This is a genomic window from Rhodoglobus galactosidasius, assembly GCF_054957775.1.
Window position 1 is genome coordinate 130,563 of record NZ_JBQIAV010000007.1, and the last position, 19,683, is coordinate 150,245.

Annotated in this window: 20 protein-coding genes and 2 riboswitches; of the genes, 14 read left to right on the forward strand and 6 right to left on the reverse strand. The window is 60.4% G+C overall.

The genetic code is table 11. The features are described from left to right. Nucleotides 1-120 precede the first annotated feature (120 nt). The 3 genes from ACTJJW_RS10675 (at nt 121) to ACTJJW_RS10685 (ending at nt 1,438) form a co-directional block, all read left to right on the forward strand. Entirely contained in the window at nt 121-354 is a 234-nt protein-coding gene (locus ACTJJW_RS10675; RefSeq protein ID WP_462644495.1) for a type II toxin-antitoxin system ParD family antitoxin, read from the forward strand. Then, entirely contained in the window at nt 351-641 is a 291-nt protein-coding gene (locus ACTJJW_RS10680) for a type II toxin-antitoxin system RelE/ParE family toxin (protein ID WP_462644497.1), read from the forward strand. The genes ACTJJW_RS10675 and ACTJJW_RS10680 overlap by 4 nt, the downstream gene beginning before the upstream one ends. A gap of 122 nt (nt 642-763) precedes the next feature. Further along, nucleotides 764-1,438 (forward strand): SDR family NAD(P)-dependent oxidoreductase, encoded by a 675-nt coding sequence (locus ACTJJW_RS10685; RefSeq protein ID WP_462644499.1) that lies wholly within the window; start codon nt 764-766, stop codon nt 1,436-1,438. Between the two features lie 42 nt (nt 1,439-1,480). On the opposite strand, the gene ACTJJW_RS10690 is transcribed toward ACTJJW_RS10685, so the two are convergent. Continuing rightward, nucleotides 1,481-2,065 (reverse strand): nitroreductase family protein, encoded by a 585-nt coding sequence (locus ACTJJW_RS10690; RefSeq protein WP_462644501.1) that lies wholly within the window; start codon nt 2,063-2,065, stop codon nt 1,481-1,483. A 182-nt stretch (nt 2,066-2,247) separates the two neighbouring features. Here ACTJJW_RS10690 and ACTJJW_RS10695 point away from each other — a divergent pair, with 182 nt between their 5' ends. Then, nucleotides 2,248-2,607 carry a zinc ribbon domain-containing protein YjdM gene (locus ACTJJW_RS10695; protein WP_462644502.1) on the forward strand — a complete coding sequence of 120 codons (360 nt, stop codon included), beginning with the start codon at nt 2,248-2,250 and terminating at the stop codon, nt 2,605-2,607. Nucleotides 2,608-2,675: 68 nt separating this feature from the next. On the opposite strand, the gene ACTJJW_RS10700 is transcribed toward ACTJJW_RS10695, so the two are convergent. Continuing rightward, on the reverse strand, nt 2,676-3,605 hold the full coding sequence (locus ACTJJW_RS10700) for a prenyltransferase/squalene oxidase repeat-containing protein (RefSeq protein WP_462644503.1): 930 nt from the start codon (nt 3,603-3,605) through the stop codon (nt 2,676-2,678). 100 nt (nt 3,606-3,705) lie between these two features. Here ACTJJW_RS10700 and lipB point away from each other — a divergent pair, with 100 nt between their 5' ends. Both lipB and lipA read left to right on the forward strand, forming a co-directional pair. Then, nucleotides 3,706-4,344, forward strand: a complete 639-nt coding sequence (gene lipB / locus ACTJJW_RS10705; protein WP_462644504.1) for a lipoyl(octanoyl) transferase LipB — start codon at nt 3,706-3,708, stop codon at nt 4,342-4,344. Continuing rightward, nucleotides 4,341-5,330, forward strand: a complete 990-nt coding sequence (gene lipA / locus ACTJJW_RS10710; RefSeq protein WP_462644505.1) for a lipoyl synthase — start codon at nt 4,341-4,343, stop codon at nt 5,328-5,330. Before lipB ends, lipA begins: the two co-directional genes overlap by 4 nt. Before the next feature lie 46 nt (nt 5,331-5,376). On the opposite strand, the gene ctlX is transcribed toward lipA, so the two are convergent. After that, entirely contained in the window at nt 5,377-6,369 is a 993-nt protein-coding gene (ctlX, locus tag ACTJJW_RS10715; protein WP_462644506.1) for a citrulline utilization hydrolase CtlX, read from the reverse strand. A gap of 7 nt (nt 6,370-6,376) precedes the next feature. Continuing rightward, entirely contained in the window at nt 6,377-7,408 is a 1,032-nt protein-coding gene (locus ACTJJW_RS10720) for an ornithine cyclodeaminase (protein ID WP_462644507.1), read from the reverse strand. Between the two features lie 131 nt (nt 7,409-7,539). Between ACTJJW_RS10720 and ACTJJW_RS10725 the strand changes: the two genes are divergently transcribed. The 4 genes from ACTJJW_RS10725 to gcvP all read left to right on the forward strand — a co-directional run bounded on the left by ACTJJW_RS10725 (nt 7,540) and on the right by gcvP (nt 12,785). Then, nucleotides 7,540-7,971 (forward strand): Lrp/AsnC family transcriptional regulator, encoded by a 432-nt coding sequence (locus ACTJJW_RS10725; RefSeq protein WP_462644508.1) that lies wholly within the window; start codon nt 7,540-7,542, stop codon nt 7,969-7,971. 97 nt (nt 7,972-8,068) lie between these two features. Further along, a riboswitch (glycine riboswitch) is annotated at nt 8,069-8,191 on the forward strand. Between the two features lies 1 nt (nt 8,192). Then, a riboswitch (glycine riboswitch) is annotated at nt 8,193-8,295 on the forward strand. A gap of 34 nt (nt 8,296-8,329) precedes the next feature. Next, nucleotides 8,330-9,487, forward strand: coding sequence for a glycine cleavage system aminomethyltransferase GcvT (gene gcvT / locus ACTJJW_RS10730; protein ID WP_462644509.1), 1,158 nt, complete (start codon nt 8,330-8,332; stop codon nt 9,485-9,487). 2 nt (nt 9,488-9,489) lie between these two features. Further along, entirely contained in the window at nt 9,490-9,861 is a 372-nt protein-coding gene (gcvH, locus tag ACTJJW_RS10735; protein ID WP_462644511.1) for a glycine cleavage system protein GcvH, read from the forward strand. Next, entirely contained in the window at nt 9,861-12,785 is a 2,925-nt protein-coding gene (gene gcvP / locus ACTJJW_RS10740) for an aminomethyl-transferring glycine dehydrogenase (protein WP_462644513.1), read from the forward strand. The genes gcvH and gcvP overlap by 1 nt, the downstream gene beginning before the upstream one ends. 74 nt (nt 12,786-12,859) lie before the next feature. Here the strand turns inward: gcvP and ACTJJW_RS10745 are convergent, their stop codons facing one another. Next, nucleotides 12,860-13,660 carry a CPBP family intramembrane glutamic endopeptidase gene (locus ACTJJW_RS10745; protein ID WP_462644514.1) on the reverse strand — a complete coding sequence of 267 codons (801 nt, stop codon included), beginning with the start codon at nt 13,658-13,660 and terminating at the stop codon, nt 12,860-12,862. After that, entirely contained in the window at nt 13,657-14,058 is a 402-nt protein-coding gene (locus ACTJJW_RS10750; RefSeq protein ID WP_462644516.1) for a thiol-disulfide oxidoreductase DCC family protein, read from the reverse strand. Before ACTJJW_RS10750 ends, ACTJJW_RS10745 begins: the two co-directional genes overlap by 4 nt. A 248-nt stretch (nt 14,059-14,306) precedes the next feature. Between ACTJJW_RS10750 and ACTJJW_RS10755 the strand changes: the two genes are divergently transcribed. The 4 genes from ACTJJW_RS10755 to ACTJJW_RS10770 all read left to right on the forward strand — a co-directional run bounded on the left by ACTJJW_RS10755 (nt 14,307) and on the right by ACTJJW_RS10770 (nt 19,681). Then, the gene (locus tag ACTJJW_RS10755) at nt 14,307-15,917 is read left to right on the forward strand and encodes a peptide ABC transporter substrate-binding protein (protein ID WP_462644517.1); all 1,611 of its coding nucleotides are present in this window, start codon (nt 14,307-14,309) and stop codon (nt 15,915-15,917) included. Nucleotides 15,918-16,054: 137 nt separating this feature from the next. Further along, nucleotides 16,055-16,984, forward strand: coding sequence for an ABC transporter permease (locus ACTJJW_RS10760; protein WP_462644518.1), 930 nt, complete (start codon nt 16,055-16,057; stop codon nt 16,982-16,984). Beyond that, the gene (locus tag ACTJJW_RS10765; protein ID WP_462644520.1) at nt 16,974-17,933 is read left to right on the forward strand and encodes an ABC transporter permease; all 960 of its coding nucleotides are present in this window, start codon (nt 16,974-16,976) and stop codon (nt 17,931-17,933) included. Before ACTJJW_RS10760 ends, ACTJJW_RS10765 begins: the two co-directional genes overlap by 11 nt. Next, a complete protein-coding gene (locus ACTJJW_RS10770) occupies nt 17,930-19,681 on the forward strand; it encodes a dipeptide ABC transporter ATP-binding protein (RefSeq protein WP_462644522.1) in 1,752 nt (583 codons plus the stop codon). Before ACTJJW_RS10765 ends, ACTJJW_RS10770 begins: the two co-directional genes overlap by 4 nt. Nucleotides 19,682-19,683: the final 2 nt, after the last annotated feature.

A 19,683-nucleotide genomic window follows, 5' to 3' on the forward strand; every position in this document is an offset into this window, starting at 1 on the left:
TAGAGGGTCACGCGAGACGCTAACTAACCACGATGTCGTGGAGATCCGTTTCAACAACTAACGTCGGGCGCATCTAGCGTCGCAGCGCGCAGGAATACCAGTCCTTGGTACTCTGGGCGCATGGCTCAAAACACTTCGATCAGTCTGGATGACCACTTCGCGGAATTCCTTTCCCGCGAGGTCGAGACCGGACGGTACCGCTCCGCTAGCGAAGTAGTTCGTGCTGCGCTCCGGTTGCTGGAAGATCAAGAGACCCAGATGGCGGCGTTGAGGTCCGCACTCATTGCGGGTGAAGACAGTGGCGCGCCGCAAGAATTCGACTTCGACGCCTTCGTCGCGTCGAAGAAGCAGTGACGAACTATCGCCTCACCCCGGCCGCACAGCGAGACCTCTCAGCGATCTGGGACTACACGCAGGAGCGCTGGGATGCGACTCAGGCGGAGATTTATATTTCCGAGATGCGGGCAGCGATCGAACGGATCGCTGCTGACCCTCAGCGCGGACGTACTTGCGACGACGTTCGTGAGGGCTACCGTCGTTACAGCATCGGCAGTCATCTGATCTTCTATACCCAAGGATCCGACAGCGTGGACGTGATCCGAATCCTTCACCAGCGGATGGATCTGACTCGGCACTTATAGTCACGCTGACGGTGGACTCGTCGCGGCCACTGATCTCCGGTGCCGTTGTGGCAAACCGAGCGGTAACGCCGCTAGGCTTTCGAGCAGTACGGCCCGCCGAACACTTCGATCGAAGGAATCTCATGCCCGTCATCGCCATCATCGGAGCAGGCCCAGGACTGGGCGCAGCAGTCGCTCGCCGGTTCGGACGCGAAGGCTTCGCTGTAGCCCTAATTTCTCGGGATCAGTCGAAGCTCGACGCTCTCGCCGTTGAGCTCGAAACGGATGGCGTGACCGCCCGCGGTTTTGCTGCGGATGTGCGCGTGCCTGCGCAGCTCGAGGACGCGCTCGCTCGCGCCGCTGCCGTGCTCGGGCCGATCACGACCGTGCAATACAGCCCGCTCCCGTCGCGCGACTACTTGAAGCCTGTACTCGATCTCACTCCCGAGCTGGCGCTCGAAGCGCTTCAGTTCTCTGCTCTCGGGCTCATTCACACCGTGCGCGCTGTGCTGCCCGCGATGCGTGAGGCAGGTCAGGGCAGCATCATCCTGATCAACGGCGGAACCTCAGTGAAGTCGCGTGCTGGGTTCGCGGGAACGTCGCTCGCCTTCCCCGCCGAAAGTGCTTACGGCGAGATGCTGCACGAGGCGCTCGAAGCGGAGGGGATTCGTGTTCGTCAGCTCGTCATCCCGGGCGGCATCCCCAAGCTTCAACTGCCCAACGGTATCGACGACGTTGCGTCACGCATCTGGGACATCCACGCCGCAGAAGGCGAGTTCCGCACGATGCTCATCCCACTCGAAGACGGCCGCGAATAACGCGCCGCCGCCGCGCTCCCGGCCGCATCAAACCATCAAGTATTACGCGTTAACGAGCACCGATTCGGCGGCTGCACGACGTGCGCGGGGCGCGGTTTCGCGCTCGCGGATGACGTCGGTCATCTCGGCAGGGTCGCCCAGTGTGCCCACAGCCATGACGGTGTTGGGGGTGAAGCGGTCGTCGATCTCGAGGGCTGCGGCCGCAGCATCCGGGTCGAATCCTGACATCTGGTGGCTGAAAAGGCCGTGGCTCTGAGTCTGGATCGTGAAGTAGGCAACTGCCTGGCCGAGGTCGTACGAAGCCATGGCCTGCGCCCGGCCCTCTGCATTGTGGTGCTCGGCCACGAACACGATCAGCGCGGATGCCGAGGGAGCCCACGTCTGGTTGAAGCCGCTGAGGGTTGCGACGATTGCATCGTGCTGCGCGGTGCCACGACGCGCGATAACGACTCGCCACGGCTGGCTGTTGTAGGCCGAGGGTGCCCAGCGAGCAGCTTCGAGAGCGTTCTGCAGCGCCGCCTCGTCAAGAGGTGCGGTGGCGTCGAAGTGGCGGGGGCTCCACCGCTCGGCAAGCACATCAAGGATGGGGGAGTCGGTTGCGGCGAGGCGGTCGTGAAGCACGGTCATGAAGAGGGCCTTTCGAATCCTGAGCAGAGCGAGTCTGCGGTGTCGGTGGGTGCAACGCGGACGGCGTGATGCCTATTCCAAATCGGCGAACGAATTAGCGCACGAGCAGTCAGGTAAAATTGACGATCAGCGACTAGTTCAGCGCTGTGCCAGCCCGATTGACACTCAGCCGAAAGTTCCCCATGTCTGACACTCTGCCGCTCTGCCCGAACTGCTCAAGCGACCTCGCCTACGAGATGGGCGCGCTTCTCGTGTGCCCGATGTGTGCACACGAGTGGTCGCCGAGTGAAGCGGATGCCGCTGCCGAAGCTGAGCAGGGTGCTGCGGCCATCAAGGATGCGTTTGGCGCGCCACTCGCCGATGGCGACACGGTGAGCATCATCAAAGATCTCAAGGTCAAGGGCAGCCCCACGTCGATCAAGGTCGGCACGAAGGTGCGCAACATCCGTCTCGTTGATGGTGTTGGTGACCATGACATCGACTGCAAGGTTGACGGATTCGGGCAGATGCAACTGAAGTCGAGCGTTGTCAAGAAGGTTTAGCTGGCGAGGGGCAAAATAACTTTAGGCACCCTAAAGTTATTTTGGTCAGAGCCAGAGAGCGGGCTAGCTCAACCCCGCCCAAACCACCGCAGCACCCTCAATGCTCGCAACGTATTCCACCGGCTGGGCTTGCCGTCGCCGTCCTCCATCTCGAAGTGCACACTGCCGGGATGGGTATTTTCGAGCAACCATCGTCCATCAGCGCCACGTTTGCTTTCGACCAACGTCAGTGCCTCATCCATTCGGGTGTCGTAGTGGGTTCCGGATGCTCGAAAGTAGTCGAGCGCCCGGAGCACGTTGTAGTGCCAGCGTGGCGGAAACGAGAATTGCAACCACTCTGCATCGATAATCTCGCCGGTGCTGAGCCGACGCATGAGGTGTCGGTTGAGGAGGTATTCGTGCCCGCGTCTGCGGGCCACAGCCACCGCGTCATTGCCGTCAACGGATTTTTCGTATTCGCGAAGGCCGTCGAGCACCGCGAGCGTGGTGTGAAATGAACTGCGCACAGAGCCGTTCTCCGCTTCACAGTTCCAGCCTCCGTCGTCGAGCTGCTCGTGTAGCAGCCGCTCGACAACACCGTCAATCCGTTCACCAAAATAAGCGCCAATACCAACGGTCATACCGTTGATGCACGGCTCAACTTCGCCGTCAAAGAAGCGCGAGCCGTCGTAGTCCCATCGGCTGTTGTCGCGCGCACGTTCCACGGCACCGCGCACGTTGGAGTTCGCTGGATCAACGCCCAGTTCTCGTAAGAACTGCAAGCTGAATGCGGTCGCGGTCCAAGGCTGGCCAGGCTGATCATCGTGCTCAGGAAAATAGGAGCCACCCTCCCACTGGCCGTCGGCGCCCTGCAGATCGAGCATCTGCGCACCCCACCCGCTGGTTGCCACACGTGCACGCTCGACGGACACAGCTTCGGGAGGGGCGTCAGCAAGATCTTGCAATGTTTGCCAGCGGATAGCAGGGTCGGAGTCTACGAGCCAAGTCAGGACATCCATGGCGCCACAGTACTCCTCGACGAGCGTCTCGCACAGGGTGATGGGTGCGGCGCAAACGTTGTGGATTCGCATCCCACACCGGAAGACATAGACTTCTGGGGTGGTCGACTTTGTCGTCGCGGGGCTAAGCGCCAACTCCGTGCCGTATTTGACGGCCCTAGACCAGCAGCGTGCCTTGCACGCCGCCGTAGTCTCGGGCCAGCGCACCGATACCGTAATGCTGCTCGAGCATCCGTCCGTGTATACGGCCGGCAGACGTACTGAGCCGGGTGAACGCCCGGACGACGGTACTCCCGTGATTGACACCGACCGCGGCGGAAAGATCACCTGGCACGGTCCGGGGCAGTTGGTCGGCTACCCGATCTTGCGACTGCCCGACCCGATCGACGTGGTCGCCTACGTGCGACGGCTCGAAGGGTTCCTGATTGACGTGCTCGCCGAACTCGGTGTGTCCGGGCATCGGGTAGAGCACCGCTCCGGTGTCTGGGTGGCCACCGCCGGGCGCGACGAAAAGATTGCTGCCATCGGAATCCGCGTAGCAGATGGAGTGACCATGCACGGCTTTGCCCTGAACTGTTCCAACACGTTCGACGCCTATGAGCACATCGTCGCCTGCGGCATCCGCGATGCCGGCGTCACTTCGATCAGTAAGGTGCTTGGCCGCACGATACGGCCGGAAGATGTCGTTCCGTTGGTCCAAGCGAGGTTCGCCGACATGTGGGAGTCGGTGCAGGCATGAGCGCTGAACCGCAGGGCCGCAAGATGCTGCGCTTGGAGATCCGCAACGCCGAGACTCCAATCGGGCGTAAGCCGGAATGGATCAAGACCACGGCCAGAATGGGGCCGGAATACCGGCAGCTTCAGGAGCTAGTGAAGAGCGAGAACCTGCACACGGTCTGCCAGGAAGCCGGGTGCCCGAACATCTTCGAGTGCTGGGAAGATCGGGAGGCGACCTTCCTGATTGGCGGTGCGCAGTGCACCCGACGCTGCGACTTCTGCCAGATTGACACTGGCAAACCGGCGGCCTACGACACCGATGAACCGCGCCGCGTAGCCGAATCCGTGGTCGCAATGAACCTCCGCTACGCAACGGTCACCGGTGTTGCCCGCGATGACCTGCCTGATGAAGGCGCTTGGCTGCACGCCGAGACCGTCCGCCAGATCCATGCCCAAGCTCCTGGCACCGGCGTGGAGATTCTCGCTACCGACTTCTCCGGCAACCCGGATTTGCTCAATGAGGTATTTTCGGCGCGTCCGGAGGTGTTCGCCCACAATGTGGAGACCGTGCCGCGGATCTTCAAGCGCATCCGTCCAGCCTTTCGCTATGAGCGGTCGCTTGATGTTCTGACCCAGGCGCGCAACGCCGGAATGATCACCAAGTCAAACCTGATTCTGGGCATGGGAGAGGATCGAGCCGAGATCAGTCAGACGCTGCAAGACCTGCATGACGCCGGCACCGACATCATGACCGTCAATCAGTATTTGCGGCCGACTCCCCGCCACCTGCCCGTTGACCGATGGGTGCGCCCTGAAGAGTTCATCGATATCAAAGCGGAGGCGGAGGAGATCGGATTCCTCGGTGTGCTAGCCGGTCCGCTCGTTCGTTCCTCCTACCGCGCAGGGCGACTGTGGGCGCAGTCGATGCAGGCTAAGGGGCGCGACATCCCGGAGCATCTTCGGCCTCTTGCGGATGCAACGCTCGGCTTTACGCAAGCCGTTTCCTGAGGCCCACCGAGCTCAGCAACCCGATGTTCGAGGCGTTGTCACAGCGCTAGGTGCCAGCCGTCGGGGCTGCTTCGGCAGAACCGGCGGCGGGAACGCCGGCAGCAACATCCGCAGCCATACGTGAACGACGATCAAGGTGGATGGCCGCAACCATGCAGCGCACTGATCCGCCAGCCAGTTCGATTGTAGGAATATCCAACGGCACAATCTGGCAGCTTGCCTCCATCACGGAACGCTGAGCGGCCGTAAGACTCTTCAGCGCGCGACTCGACAGGGCCAGCACCCGCCCTTGCGATCCCCGCAGTTCCAAAGCATTGCCTGCAAAGTTGGCGATCTGATCTGCAGTCAGATCGATCAGTGTGCGACCAGGCGCAGTTAGTCGCTCCGCAATTTCCATGCGGCGATCGCCAGACGCAATCAGGTCAAGCCCGATCATCGCAAAATCCGTAGCAATGCACATCATGACGTTGGTGTGATAGATCGGAACACCATGGCTGTCCCGGGCCTCAAACATCATTGGCTCATAGCCAAACGAGGCACAGAATCGTTCCAAGGCAAGCGGGTTCGCCCGATGTGACTCTGCCGCGTACGCGACCCGGTTGGTGTGGTCAATGACCATCGCGCCGGTGCCCTCAAGGTAGATACCGTCGTGCTCAAGCCCCGAATAGTCAACGACGTCTTGCACGCGAAAGTCTTGCTTGAGCATCTCGATCACATCGGTGCGACGCTCACTGCGACGATTCGGTGCGTACATCGGGTACACGGCAACGCGTCCGCCACTGTGAGTCGAGAACCAATTGTTCGGGAACACGCTGTCTGGGCGCGTGCTCTCAGTGTCCTCAAACATGTGGATGTTGACGCCTGCGTCGCGCAACGTTTCGGCCACCTGCGTCGCCTCTGCATACGCAGCGCGAGCAATCTCATCCGGAGTGCGGGTGGGATCGGTCGACTGGAATGCGTTATCGCTGGCGGTCTGACTGTTTGGAGTGAACAGGTGCGGGCGAATGAGTATTGCGGCCGAGGGGGCCTGAACGCTCACTGATGACCTACGCGGTGAGCGCGGGCGCGCGCGAAACGAGCGAGAACAGGTCCTTGGGGTCGGCCGGGCTAGCAATGAGGTCAAGGTCTGTTGTGTAGTCGGTGCCGCGAACCGCATCGAAGACGTAGCGCAGTGCCGAGAAGTCTTCGATCGCGAAACCGACCGAGTCAAACAGCGTCACTTCGGTTTCTGAAGTGCGACCGGCGGCGCGTCCAGCGAGCACTTCCCACAGCTCGGTGATGGGGGAGTCAGCGCCAAGCTGCTGAATCTCACCCTCGATGCGAGTCTGCTCGGGGAACTCAACAAACACTGTCGCGTCGCGCACGATGTCGGCGGCGAGCTCGGTCTTGCCTGGGCAGTCGCCACCGATCGCGTTGAGGTGCATACCGGGCTCGATCATGTCGGCGGTGAGGATTGTTGCGTTCGCCTTGTCTGCGGTGCAGGTAGTCACGATATCGGCGCCGGCAGCAGCTTCCGCAGCTGAGCTAGCGCGAACGACCTCGAAGCCGAGCGGTTCGACGTTGCGGATGAACTTGTCGAGCGCTGCAGGGTCGGTGTCCCATACGCGCAGCTGAGTGATGCCAAAGGCTGCACGGAATCCGAGAGCTTGGAACTCTGACTGGGTACCGGTGCCGATCAAGGCGAGCACCTGTGAATCGGGGCGGGCGAGAGCGCGAGCAGCGAGCACCGATGTTGCAGCGGTGCGCAGCGCGGTGAGCAGCGTCATCTCAGAGAAGAAGGTGGGGTAGCCGTTATCGACGCGCGCGAGCATGCCGAGAGCGGTGACCGTCTGAAAGCCGTTGGCGGGGTTCGAGGGGTGGCCGTTCACGTACTTAAAGGCATACGTTTCGCCATCGCTCGTCGGCATGAGCTCGATAACGCCCTCGGCGGAATGTGCCGCAACGCGAGCGGACTTGTCGAACTGTGGCCACTTGGCGTAATCCTGCTCAAGGTAGCTCACGATGCCCATGATGATGGGCTCGATTCCGGTGTCGGCGATCCAGCGCCCCATGTTGTTGACGTCTACGTAGTTGACCACGGTCACTCCCTTCGTTGCAGTATGGATAGTCCCCACGTTACGAATGTGCACTATGCATCCACAACACCCATTAGACGCGATTATGTGCCAGTGAATAAGCATAATCGAGAGCGTGGCTATACACTTTGTGCATGCCTCAACTGGATGATCTCGACCGCCGCCTCCTCGCAGCCCTCCGGGCCGACGGGCGCGAGTCAATCGCGAGTCTCGCCCGCAGACTCGACGTCACACGCGCGACCGTAAACAGCCGCATCGACCGGCTTGTCAGCGACGGAACCGTGCTCGGTTTCTCAGTGCGTATTCGCGAAGATCGCGACCCATCCTTCATTCGGGCGATCTCTTTCATCGAGGTAGAAGGGCGGTCAACGGATGCTGTCATCGCCAAGTTGCGCGGACTGCCCGAGATCCACGAACTCCACACCACCAACGGTGCGTGGGATCTCGTGGCCGACATCCGCACCGACAGTCTCAGTAACTTTGACCGAGTGCTGGCCCGCATGCGCAATGTCGAGGGCGTTGTTAACAGTGAGACGAGTCTGCTGCTCAGTTCGGCGCTGCTCTAAGCCTTTCTGCGCTGGCACAGGGCCTTTTCTGCGTTGGCACAGGCACGAGCATCCGCCCAGCATTGCTATGCTGAGCTAACAACTGAACATCGGGCCGCAACACGATGCGGGAGAGCCGGGCATACGGCGTTTATCAACACTCGTTGACCAAACGTCCGCACGGCACCGAAGGAGCAAGCCTCCCCGCCAATCTCTCAGGTTCATGTACCGCATCGCACTGGCCACTCTGGAAAGAGAACCTCGCATAACCAAGAGGTTCCGCCGACGGTGAAAGCGCACTAGCTTGAAGGTGCGTGAAGCTCTCAGGCTCATCACAGAGGGGGAGTTCTATCCACTAGCCACGCGCCAGGAGAACTCCGTGACCGATGAATCTTCGTCTGCAGCTTCACCCGCTGAATCGTCACCTGCTGCGGTGAGGTATTCACCGCTGCACAGCATCCACGAACAGCTGGGCGCTGCGTTCACTGACTTCGCTGGCTGGATGATGCCGGTGCGGTATAGCTCTGACCTCGCCGAGCACCATGCTGTGCGCACTGCTGCTGGTATTTTCGACATCTCGCACATGGCTGAGATTCACGTGCGGGGAACCGATGCTGGCGCCTTCCTCGACTACGCGCTCGTGGGCAAGCTTTCGGGCATTGCACTCGCGCAGGCCAAGTACAGCCTGCTGCTCAACGATGCCGGCGGAATCATTGACGACCTCGTCACCTATCGCCTGGCCGATGAGCACTTCTTGGTGGTGGCGAACGCGGGCAACCGTTTCGCTGCAGCAACGGCGCTCGCCGAACGCGCTGCAGGGTTCGATGTCGCTGTCACCGACGAGAGCGATGACTATGCACTGATCGCCGTGCAGGGGCCGGTATCGCGGGCCATCCTCGAAGCAACCGCAGGCCTCACCGACTTTGCCACCCCGCTCGATGAGCTCAAGTACTACCGTGAAACCGCCGCCATTTTTAACGGTCACGACCTCATCATCGGCCGCACCGGCTACACCGGTGAAGACGGTTTCGAACTGTACATTCACGTGGATGCCGCGGCTGACCTGTGGGCAGCACTCACGGTTGCCGGCGAACCACTCGGTCTCGTACCCGCCGGTCTCGCCTGCCGCGACACCTTGCGCCTTGAAGCAGGAATGCCGCTCTACGGTCACGAACTGAACCTCAACACTTTCCCCGTGCAGGCCGGTCTCGGTCGAGTGGTTGCCCTCAGCAAGGAAGGCGACTTCGTGGGTCGTTCCGCGATCGAAGCCGGACCGGATGCCGGTGCCCGAGTTCTCGTGGGTCTCGCCGCTGAGGGTCGTCGTGCCGGTCGCGCCGACTACGCGCTCTACAGCGGCGACACCGAGGTAGGAGTCATCACCTCGGGCGCACTGTCGCCAACCCTGGGGCACCCCATCGCCATGGCATACGTCGACCCCGACGTGAGCGAAGTTGGCACCGAGCTTCACATTGATGTGCGGGGCAGTCGCATCGCTGCATCCGTTGTTTCCCTACCTTTTTACAAAAGAGAGGCCTGATCATGGCTGAGAAGAGCGAATTGCAGTACACCGCCGAGCACGAGTGGGTGCTTGTTGACGGAAACGTCGCGACTGTCGGCATTACCGACTACGCGGCAGACAAGCTGGGCGACATCGTGTTCGTCGAACTGCCCAAGGTGGGCGACACCGTCGCTCTCGGCAAGATCGTCGGAGAGATTGAGTCGACCAAGTCTGTCGGCGAAATCTTTGCACCCGTCGCAGGCACCGTCGTTGAAGCCAACGATGCAGTCTCGGGCAGCCCCGAACTCGTCAACAGCGACCCCTTTGGCGAGGGCTGGCTTGTGAGGATCGAATTTTCCGAACTCCCGTCGATGCTCAGCCTTGACGAATACACCGCACTGACAGGCGAGTAATGTCCAACCCCATCATCATCAGCAAGTTCGCCGACCGCCACATCGGCACGGATGCTGCAGCACAGGCGAGCATGCTTGCCGCCGTCGGCTACGACAGCCTCGAAGCGCTCGTGGATGCCGCGGTCCCGCCCGCAATTCACCAGACACCCGTCGTGAACTCCACGATCCCGGCTCCCGCCTCGGAGCGGGAGGCGCTCGCCGAACTGCGTGCCCTCGCCGGCGCGAACAAGGTTCGCCGCAGCATGATCGGTCTCGGCTACTACGACACCATCACGCCTGCTGTTATCAAGCGCAACGTGTTTGAGAACCCGAGCTGGTACACGGCATACACGCCATACCAGCCCGAAATTTCGCAGGGCCGCCTTGAGGCGCTCATCAACTTCCAGACGATGGTTGCTGACCTCGCCGGAATGACCACCACAAACGCATCGATGCTCGACGAGGGCACCTCTGCCGTTGAGGGCATGCTGTTGGCTCGTCGCGCAGCCCGCGTGGAGTCACACGTGTTCATCGTCGACGCGGACACCCTTCCCCAAACCAAGGCTCTGCTTGCGAACCGCGCGGAGGCTGTCGGGATTGAGCTTGTTGAACTGGACCTCGCAACGCTGGGTGCGAACCCCGAGCTGCCCGCGTGCTTCGGTGCGCTCATCCAGTACCCCGGTGCCACGGGTCGCGTCTGGGATTCCAGCGAAGTCATCGCCGCGGTCAAGGCTCACGGTGGGCTTGCGGTTGTCGCGGCCGACCTGCTCGCTCTCACGATCCTTAAGTCACCGGGTGAACTCGGCGCAGACGTTGCGGTCGGAACCACGCAGCGCTTCGGTGTTCCGATGGGCTTCGGTGGACCGCACGCCGGCTACATGTCAGTGCGCAAGGGTCTCGAACGCCAGCTGCCTGGACGTCTCGTCGGTGTGTCTCAGGATGCCGCTGGCGACCCCGCCTACCGTCTCTCCTTGCAAGCTCGCGAACAGCACATTCGCCGCGAGAAAGCGACCTCCAACATCTGTACCGCACAGGTGCTGCTGGCGGTTATGGCATCCATGTATGCCGTCTATCACGGACCCCAGGGTCTCAAGCGGATCGCTCAGCGCATCCACCACGACACCGCCGAGTTCGCGGCCCGCTTGCGCGCCGCTGGCTACACGATCGAAAACGACACCTTCTTCGACACCCTGTCGGTGACGAAGCCTGGCCAGGCTCACGCGATCGCTGCCAAGGCGCTCGAGAGCGACATCCTGCTCTATGTGGTGGATGCCGACACCGTGCGTTTGAGCTTCGACGAAGTGTCGACCCAGCCCTACGAAGGTATCTTCGCGTCGCAGAAGAACGACCTCGCGAAGGCCTTCGGGCTGGATGCCGGCTTCGCTCATACCCCGGAAGATGCCAGCATTCCCGAGGTTCTCAACCGCACGAGCGAGTACCTCGCGCACCCGGTGTTCAACACGCACCGCTCGGAAACGAGCATGATGCGGTACCTCAAGTACCTCGCCGACAAGGATTACGCGCTCGACCGCGGCATGATCCCGCTGGGTTCGTGCACGATGAAGTTGAATGCTGCGACCGAGATGGAAGCGGTGAGCTGGCCGGAGTTTGCGGGCATCCACCCGTTCGCTCCGGCAGAGGACGTTTCTGGCTACCTGGTCATGATTTCGCACCTTGAGTCATGGCTGTCAGAAGTCACCGGTTACGACACAGCGTCGCTGCAACCGAATGCCGGCAGCCAGGGTGAACTTGCGGGTCTGCTGGCCATTCGCGGTTACCACCGCGCGAACGGCGACAAGGAGCGCACGATCTGCCTCATCCCGTCGAGCGCACACGGCACGAACGCCGCCAGTGCAGTGCTCGCCGGCATGCGCGTCGTCGTCGTCGCCTGTGATGACCTCGGCAATGTGGATCTCGGTGACTTGCGCGCAAAGATCGCCGAGCACGCGAGTGAAATCGCGGCCCTCATGATCACCTACCCCTCTACCCACGGTGTGTACGAGCACGAAGTGCGTGAAATCACGCAGGCGGTGCACGATGCTGGCGGACAGGTTTACGTTGACGGCGCCAACCTCAACGCCCTGCTCGGCTACGCGCGCTTTGGTGACTTCGGCGGCGACGTTAGCCACCTCAACCTGCACAAGACCTTCTGCATCCCTCACGGTGGTGGCGGGCCCGGAGTCGGGCCAGTCGTTGCGAAAGCACACCTGGCAGAGTTCTTGCCCGGTCACCCGATGGCGCAGAGCACGCAGCATCCGGCATTCGACATGCAGACCGGTGAGGCCGGACCGTATGTTCACGCCGGGGGAGCGATCAGTGCCGCGCCGTATGGCAGCCCCAGCATTCTGCCGATCACGTGGGCGTATGTGCGCATGATGGGATCGGTCGGCCTCAAGGTTGCAACCGGCGCCGCTGTGCTCTCTGCAAATTACATTGCAGTACGTCTACGCGAGCACTTCCCGGTGCTCTACGCGGGAGACAACGGACTGGTCGCGCACGAATGCATTCTCGACCTGCGTCCGCTCAAGGAGGCGACCGGCATCGACAACAACGATGTCGCCAAGCGCCTCATCGACTACGGCTTCCACGCACCAACGATGTCATTCCCGGTATCGGGCACGCTCATGGTGGAGCCCACTGAGAGCGAAGACCTCGCTGAACTGGATCGCTTCATCGACGCGATGATAGCTATCAAGGATGAAGCGGATGCCGTAGCAGCCGGAACGTGGCCTGCCGACGACAACCCACTCATCAATGCCCCGCACACGGCGCATTCGGTGATCTCGGGTGACTGGCAGCACTCCTACTCGCGTGAGCAGGCCGTGTACCCGTTGCGTTCGCTCGTCTCGGGCAAGTATTGGCCGCCGGTTCGCCGCGTCGACAACGCATTCGGCGACCGCAATCTGGTGTGCTCATGTCCTCCCATTGAGGCATTCGCCGACTAAGTCTGTCTGGCGCGCACTGGTACTCGGGGAATAATCCCGGGTGCCAGTGGGCGCGCGCCTCAGGCTATTCGTCACTAGTCGTTGGCGGTTGGGTCGCGGATGGGGCCGAAGAGATCGGGGAATGCTCCTGCCGCCCATCCGTACCCTACAAAGACTGTCGCGTTGATCAGCGTGTGCGCAATTACGAGGGGGAGTACGCGGCGATAGCGCGTGTATAACCAACCAAAGAGCAGGCCCATTGCGACGTTGCCGACGAACGCTCCGATCCCTTGATAGAGGTGGTATGTGCCCCGCAGCAGGGCCGTGGAGATGATGATCTGCCACCGTCCCCATCCCAGATCGCCGAGTCGCGCATAGAGGTAGCCGATCACGATCACTTCTTCGGTGATGCCGGCCCGAAGCGCGGAGAGCAGCAGCACAGGAGCTGTCCACCAGTATTGGTCGAGCGCGGCGGGCACCACGTTCACGGTGACACCCAGACTGCGCCCGACAAGGTACACCGCGATGCCGGGGATGCCGATCGCTAGGGTCAGCGCGACACCGCTCAGGCTGTCGCGGACAGGGCGCGTGAAATCGACGCCTAGGCGAGCGAGCCGGGGCGTCGTTGTACTCCACAGCAGAAACGCTACAAGCGCCACAGGCGCAAGGTCGAAAGTTATCCCCAGCAGTTGGTAGATCAGATCGAAGGTGGGCCGGGAGCTCAACGAGGAGTTGAGCGTCGCGGTCTGCTGAGACAGCGGTTCAACGCGGGTCAGCCGATTCGTGATCGATACCACTGAATAAATTGCGGATGCCCCCAGCGACAACGCAAGAACAATCGAGATCTCTGCCCACAGTCTGCCCCGCGACTGCGCCAGAGGGGGTGACGCGGTCACTCGGGGCCGCGCACTGCACAGGCGGGAGTTCCACCCGGGAGGCGGTGGCGGTAGCGCGCAATAACCCGATAGGCGAGCGCGCTGATGGAACTGAATGGCTCGGTTGCGATGAGGTGCCCCAGGAAGCGCCATCCGATGGTTGGTTGGCTTCGCAGGATTGCGGAAAGTGCACGGTGACCGGCAAATTGTCGAGTAGAAGTCAGGAACCAGGCTGCTTTTTCGACATCGTCGCGAGTGAGTGCGTAGTCGTCGAGATTGATCCATTGCCACGGTGTGCTGGCCGGGAACTCGGGGAGCATGGTGCGAAGCCGCTCTACCCAGAGGCTACAGAATGCGCAGTCACCATCGAAAATAAGCACCCTAGTTGCTGGGTCACGTGTAGAGCCTGTGGCTGACATGGATCGATGTTAACTCACGATGCTGTGCGCTTGTTGCAGTGAGATTGTGCAGTATTTCTGTGAAAGTCGTGCTTTCTGCGCGATAAAGCTGCAACCTCCGCACATAATCTTCACGAGCGTTACTGGTGTGTAACGTTTGGCTCTACAGTTTTGAAAGGGGCATCCCCCCGTTTAGGGTGTGAACTATCAAGCGCGGTGCGGCGTCAAAAATTCTGTACCGTTTGCAAAATTCTGCACAGGAGGAAACATTGAAAAGGTCACGCATAGGCTTCAGCGCGGTCGCGCTGCTGTCAGCCTCAGCACTCGTTCTTGCGGGCTGCTCGACAGGCGATAAGCCTGCCGAAGGCGATACCGCAGCGATCATCACCACCAACGGTAGTGAGCCACAGCAGTCGCTCATTCCGACCAACACCACCGAAACCGGTGGCGGCAAGGTCATCACTTCGATCTTTGCTGGCCTCGTTTCATACACCGCTGACGGCGATGTAGTCAACGAAGTTGCCAAGTCGATCGAGTCCGAAGATGCACAAAAGTGGACGGTAACGCTCAACGATGGTTGGACATTCACCAACGACGAGCCCGTCACCTCTGATTCCTTCATCAAGGCGTGGCAGTACGGCGCCCTGCTCAGCAACGCGCAGAGCTCTTCATACTTCTTCGACAACATCGAGGGCTTCAGCTACGACGAAGACTCCGAACTGACCGGACTTGAGGTCGTTAGCGACACCGAGTTCACTGTCAACCTGATTAACCCTGAGGCTGACTTCCCGCTGCGTCTCGGCTACTCGGCATTCATGCCGTTGCCAGAGTCCGCATGGGACGACCTTGACGCTTTCGGTGAGAACCCGGTCGGCAACGGTCCGTACATGCTCGATGGTGAAGGCGCCTGGCAGCACGACGTTCAGATCGACCTCGTGACGAACCCTGACTACGACGGTGTTCGTAAGCCCGTAAACGGTGGCATCTCGCTCATCTTCTACACGAGCCAGGACGCTGCTTATGCTGACGCTCTCGGTGGCAACCTTGACATCCTCGATGCTGTCCCAGACTCCGCATTCGCCACCTACGAGTCAGACTTCCCTGGTCGTTCGGTCAACCAGCCTGCTGCGATCTTCCAGGCGTTCAACATGCCGTACTACCTCGAGCACTGGTCGGGCGACGAGGGCAAGTTGCGTCGTGCAGCTATCTCGATGTCGATCGACCGTCAGGAAATCACGGATGTCATCTTCCAAGGCACCCGCACTCCTGCGACCGACTTCACCTCGCCAGTAATCGCTGGTCACTCTGACAACCTTGCTGGTGCTGAAGTTCTTGACTTCAACCCGGATGAGGCCAAGAAGCTGTGGGCCGAAGCTGACGCTATCGCTCCCTACGGAGACACCGTCTTTGACCTCGCGTACAACGCCGATGGTGGACACCAGGCATGGGTTGACGCTGTTGCAAACAGCATCAGCAATACGCTCGGTATCGAGGCTGTTGGTAAGGCATACCCCACCTTCAAGGACGCGCTGAACGACCGTGACGCTAATAAGCTCACCGGTGCAACGCGTGCTGGATGGCAGGCTGACTACCCATCGCTGTACAACTTCCTCGGCCCGCTCTACGTTGATGGCGCTGGCTCGAACAAGGAAGGCTACTCGAGCCCCGAGTTTGAGAAGGTCCTCGCAGAGGGCGCAAGCGCATCGTCGGTAGAGGAAGCAACGGCGAAGTACCAGGAAGCTCAGGAAATCCTCCTGGTCGACCTGCCTTCGATCCCGCTGTGGTACTCGAACGTCACCGGTGTCTACTCAGACAGCGTTGACAATGTTGTATTCGGTTGGGATTCTGTCCCGCTGTACGACGAGGTAACCAAGGGCTAATGCGCTCTTAGCGTTACCCAGTTTCCACTCTCAAGGTGTAATGCCCGGGGCTGATCAAGCCCCGGGCATTACACTGAGTACCGTCATTCAGCGATTGTGATTCCTATGCTTATTCGTTCCAACGAGGGAACTATCTGATGCTGTGGTACGCAGGCAAGCGTTTCCTCCAGATGATCCCGGTGTTTTTCGGCGCGACCTTCTTGATTTACTTCATGGTCTTCGCAGTGCCCGGTGACCCCATCGCCGCACTCTACGGAGACCACCCACCGGCTCCTGGCGTTATTGAAGCCATTCGGGCTGAGTACAACCTCGACAAGCCATTCATCGTTCAGTACCTCCTCTATATCGGCGGACTGTTCCAAGGTGACCTCGGAACAACGTTCTCCGGCCGATCTGTCACCGACGTCATGGTTCAGGCCTTCCCCATCACAGCCCGTCTCGCAATGCTTGCTCTCGCCATTGAAGCCTTTTTCGGCATCATCGTCGGCCTCGTTGCTGGACTTCGCAAGGGAAAGCTGTTTGACGCCTCCGCCCTCGTCATCAGCCTGCTACTGATCTCGGTGCCGACCTTCGTCGTTGGTTTCGTATTACAGTTCATTTTCGGCATCCAACTCGGTTGGGCAAGAACAACGGTGAGCGGTGCCGCTCCCTGGGGCGAACTGATTCTTCCTGCCATCGTGCTTGCCTCTGTTTCCTTCGCCTACATCGTGCGGCTTACCCGTGCGAGCGTTGCAGACAACCTCGGTGCTGACTTTGTTCGCACCGCAACCGCAAAGGGACTATCTCGACGTCGAGTGGTCACCGTGCACGTGCTGCGCAACTCCCTCGTTCCGGTTGTTACCTATCTGGGCGTCGACATCGGCTCGCTCATGGTCGGCGCGATTGTCACAGAGGGAATCTTCAACATCAACGGTGTCGGTGGAACCGTCTATCGAGCAATCAGGTTGGGCGAAGGCCCAACGGTTGTTTCGTTCGTCGCGGTGATGGTCATCATCTTCGTGCTCGCCAACCTGCTCGTCGACTTGCTTTACGCCGCGCTCGACCCAAGGATTCGTTATGCCAAGTAACAACACTGGCCGTCAGCGGCCCGGCCAAGACCACTTCATCGCCTCGCTCGCGGAGACTCCGGTCGCCGAGATCGATCAACTTGATGAAACCGGTAAGGCGCGCAGCACGTGGACAGACGCGTGGGAGTCAATGCGCCGTCGACCAATGTTCTGGATCTCCACGGTGCTCATCCTCATCATCGTGGCAATCGCCGCGTTCCCTGGTCTCTTTGCGACGTACAGTCCGACCGAGTGTTACCTGAAGTTCAGCAACGGAAATCCGGAAGCCGGGCATCCACTTGGCTTCACGCGACAGGGTTGCGACGTCTATTCCCGGATCATCTTCGGAACCCAGGCATCAGTCACGATCGGTCTCCTCACGACAATCATGGTGACGTTGTTCGGCGGAACAATCGGAGCCCTTGCCGGCTTCTACGGTGGGATTCTCGACTCGTTCGTCTCGCGCATCGGTGACGTCTTCTTCGCAATTCCTACCGTTCTCGGTGCAATCGTTGTCATCTCGGTCATTCCCGTTCGGGATGCAATGAGCGTTTCCTTTGTTCTCGCGCTCTTCGCCTGGCCTCAGATCGCGAGAATCATGCGCGGTTCGGTGCTCTCGGCTCGAAACTCCGACTATGTGACAGCCTCGGCTGCACTCGGTGTCTCACGGTTTAAGACGCTCGTGCGTCACGTCATCCCCAACGCCATCGCGCCGGTCATCGTTATCGCAACGGTGTCGCTCGGTATCTTCATCGTGGCGGAGGCAACTCTGGGGTTCCTTGGTATCGGTCTCCCGGGAACGGTCATGTCTTGGGGCAACGACATCAACCAGGCACGCGTCACGGTTCGTACTCACCCGCAAACGCTGCTGCTTCCCTCGGCCGCACTGTCAGTTACGGTGCTTGCCTTCTTGATGTTCGGCGACGTAGTTCGCGATGCCCTAGACCCGGAAGCGAGAGCACGCCGATGACTAATCCACAAACAGCTCCCGTGACATCAGGCTCATCGAACGAAGAGACTCCGCTGCTCAAGATTCGTGGCCTCGAAGTTGGCTTCGAAACTCAGCGCGGCGTTGTACAAGCTGTACGCGGTATCGACCTCACGCTGTACCAAGGCCAGTCGCTGGCAATTGTGGGCGAATCCGGTTCGGGTAAATCCACCACTGCGCAAGCAGTGATCGGGTTGCTTCCCGGCACAGGTAAGGTGCTCGGCGGCTCAATCGAGTTCGAAGGCAACGACCTAACGAAGTTCTCGGATGATCAGTTCTCTGAGGTTCGCGGAAGCCAAATCGGTTACGTTCCCCAAGACCCGATGTCGAACCTGAACCCGGTGTGGAGCATCGGGTTCCAGGTTGAAGAGGCCATCAAAGCCAATGGCATTGCGCAGGGCAAAGCGGCACGTGAGCGCACAATCGAGGTGCTAAAAGAGGCCGGACTCAGTGATGCTGCCGAACGACTCAAGCAGTTCCCGCACCAGTTCTCTGGTGGAATGCGTCAGCGTGTACTCATCGGTATTGGCCTCTCGGCTCGCCCGAAGCTACTGATCGCCGACGAGCCAACCTCAGCGCTCGACGTCACCGTGCAGCGTCAGATTCTGGATCACCTAGAGACCCTCACGCGTGACTACGGCACCTCGGTGCTGTTCATCACCCACGACCTCGGCCTTGCCGCTGAGCGTGCCGAGCAGCTCGTCGTCATGTACAAGGGCAAGGTTGTTGAGTCGGGTCCGTCCCGCACAATCCTTGAAAACCCACAGCATCCGTATACGCAGCGTCTGGTTGCTGCGGCTCCGAGCCTTGCCTCGCGTCGCATCCAGTCGATCAAGTCGCACAAGAGCTCCGATGATGACCTGCACATCTTTGGTCAGGGCTCGCTCGATGACGCACTCATTGCACGTGCTGCGAGTCGCGAAGCTGCTGCGACAACTGACCTCATCAAGGTGAACAACATCACTAAGGTTTATGAGATCCGCAAGCAGGGGTTCCGCAAAGACAAGCTGTTGGCGGTCAACGACATCTCGTTTGGCGTCAAGAAGGGCACCACAACTGCCCTCGTTGGTGAGTCAGGTTCGGGCAAGTCGACCGTGGCCAAGCTGATTCTGCAACTGGAATCGCTCACGAGCGGAAGCATCGAGTTCGACGGAGTTGACCTCGCAGGAATCAAGGGACAAGAGCTCCTGAGATTCCGTCGTCGAGTTCAGCCAGTGTTCCAGGATCCGTATGGCTCACTCGACCCGCAATACAGTGTGGGCAACACGATCGCCGAGCCGCTGCTCGCTCATCGCGTAGGCACACCGAAGGAGCGCTTCAATCGCGTGAGCGAGTTGCTCGACCAGGTGTCACTGCCGCAGGCAACACGTGACCGCTATCCCGGTGAGCTTTCGGGTGGCCAGCGTCAGCGTGTGGCAATTGCTCGTGCGCTCGCGCTGAAGCCAGAAGTGCTCGTGCTCGACGAAGCGGTGTCAGCACTCGATGTGCTGGTTCAGGGTCAAGTATTGAACCTTCTCACAGAGCTTCAGGCCGAGCTCGACCTCACGTACCTGTTCATCACTCATGACCTCGCGGTCGTGCGACTGGTAGCAGACAACGTGTGTGTCATGCAGGGTGGCCGCATTGTTGAGGCGGCGACGACAGACGAAGTGTTCGAGAACTCGAGCAACCCGTACACGCAGGAGCTGCTCGAAGCGATTCCTGGCGCCAACATTAAACTGGGCGCCTAGTT

Bases quoted from the DNA above. Each gene is read 5' to 3' on its own strand.
- ACTJJW_RS10695 (WP_462644502.1), top strand. From the start codon at position 2,248: ATGTCTGACACTCTGCCGCTCTGCCCGAACTGCTCAAGCGACCTCGCC.
- lipA (WP_462644505.1), top strand. From the start codon at position 4,341: ATGAGCGCTGAACCGCAGGGCCGCAAGATGCTGCGCTTGGAGATCCGC.
- ACTJJW_RS10770 (WP_462644522.1), top strand. From the start codon at position 17,930: ATGACTAATCCACAAACAGCTCCCGTGACATCAGGCTCATCGAACGAA.
- ACTJJW_RS10760 (WP_462644518.1), top strand. From the start codon at position 16,055: ATGCTGTGGTACGCAGGCAAGCGTTTCCTCCAGATGATCCCGGTGTTT.
- ACTJJW_RS10700 (WP_462644503.1), bottom strand. From the start codon at position 3,605: ATGGATGTCCTGACTTGGCTCGTAGACTCCGACCCTGCTATCCGCTGG.
- gcvH (WP_462644511.1), top strand. From the start codon at position 9,490: ATGGCTGAGAAGAGCGAATTGCAGTACACCGCCGAGCACGAGTGGGTG.
- ACTJJW_RS10675 (WP_462644495.1), top strand. From the start codon at position 121: ATGGCTCAAAACACTTCGATCAGTCTGGATGACCACTTCGCGGAATTC.
- ACTJJW_RS10750 (WP_462644516.1), bottom strand. From the start codon at position 14,058: ATGTCAGCCACAGGCTCTACACGTGACCCAGCAACTAGGGTGCTTATT.
- gcvP (WP_462644513.1), top strand. From the start codon at position 9,861: ATGTCCAACCCCATCATCATCAGCAAGTTCGCCGACCGCCACATCGGC.
- ACTJJW_RS10685 (WP_462644499.1), top strand. From the start codon at position 764: ATGCCCGTCATCGCCATCATCGGAGCAGGCCCAGGACTGGGCGCAGCA.
- ACTJJW_RS10725 (WP_462644508.1), top strand. From the start codon at position 7,540: ATGCCTCAACTGGATGATCTCGACCGCCGCCTCCTCGCAGCCCTCCGG.
- ACTJJW_RS10690 (WP_462644501.1), bottom strand. From the start codon at position 2,065: ATGACCGTGCTTCACGACCGCCTCGCCGCAACCGACTCCCCCATCCTT.
- ACTJJW_RS10765 (WP_462644520.1), top strand. From the start codon at position 16,974: ATGCCAAGTAACAACACTGGCCGTCAGCGGCCCGGCCAAGACCACTTC.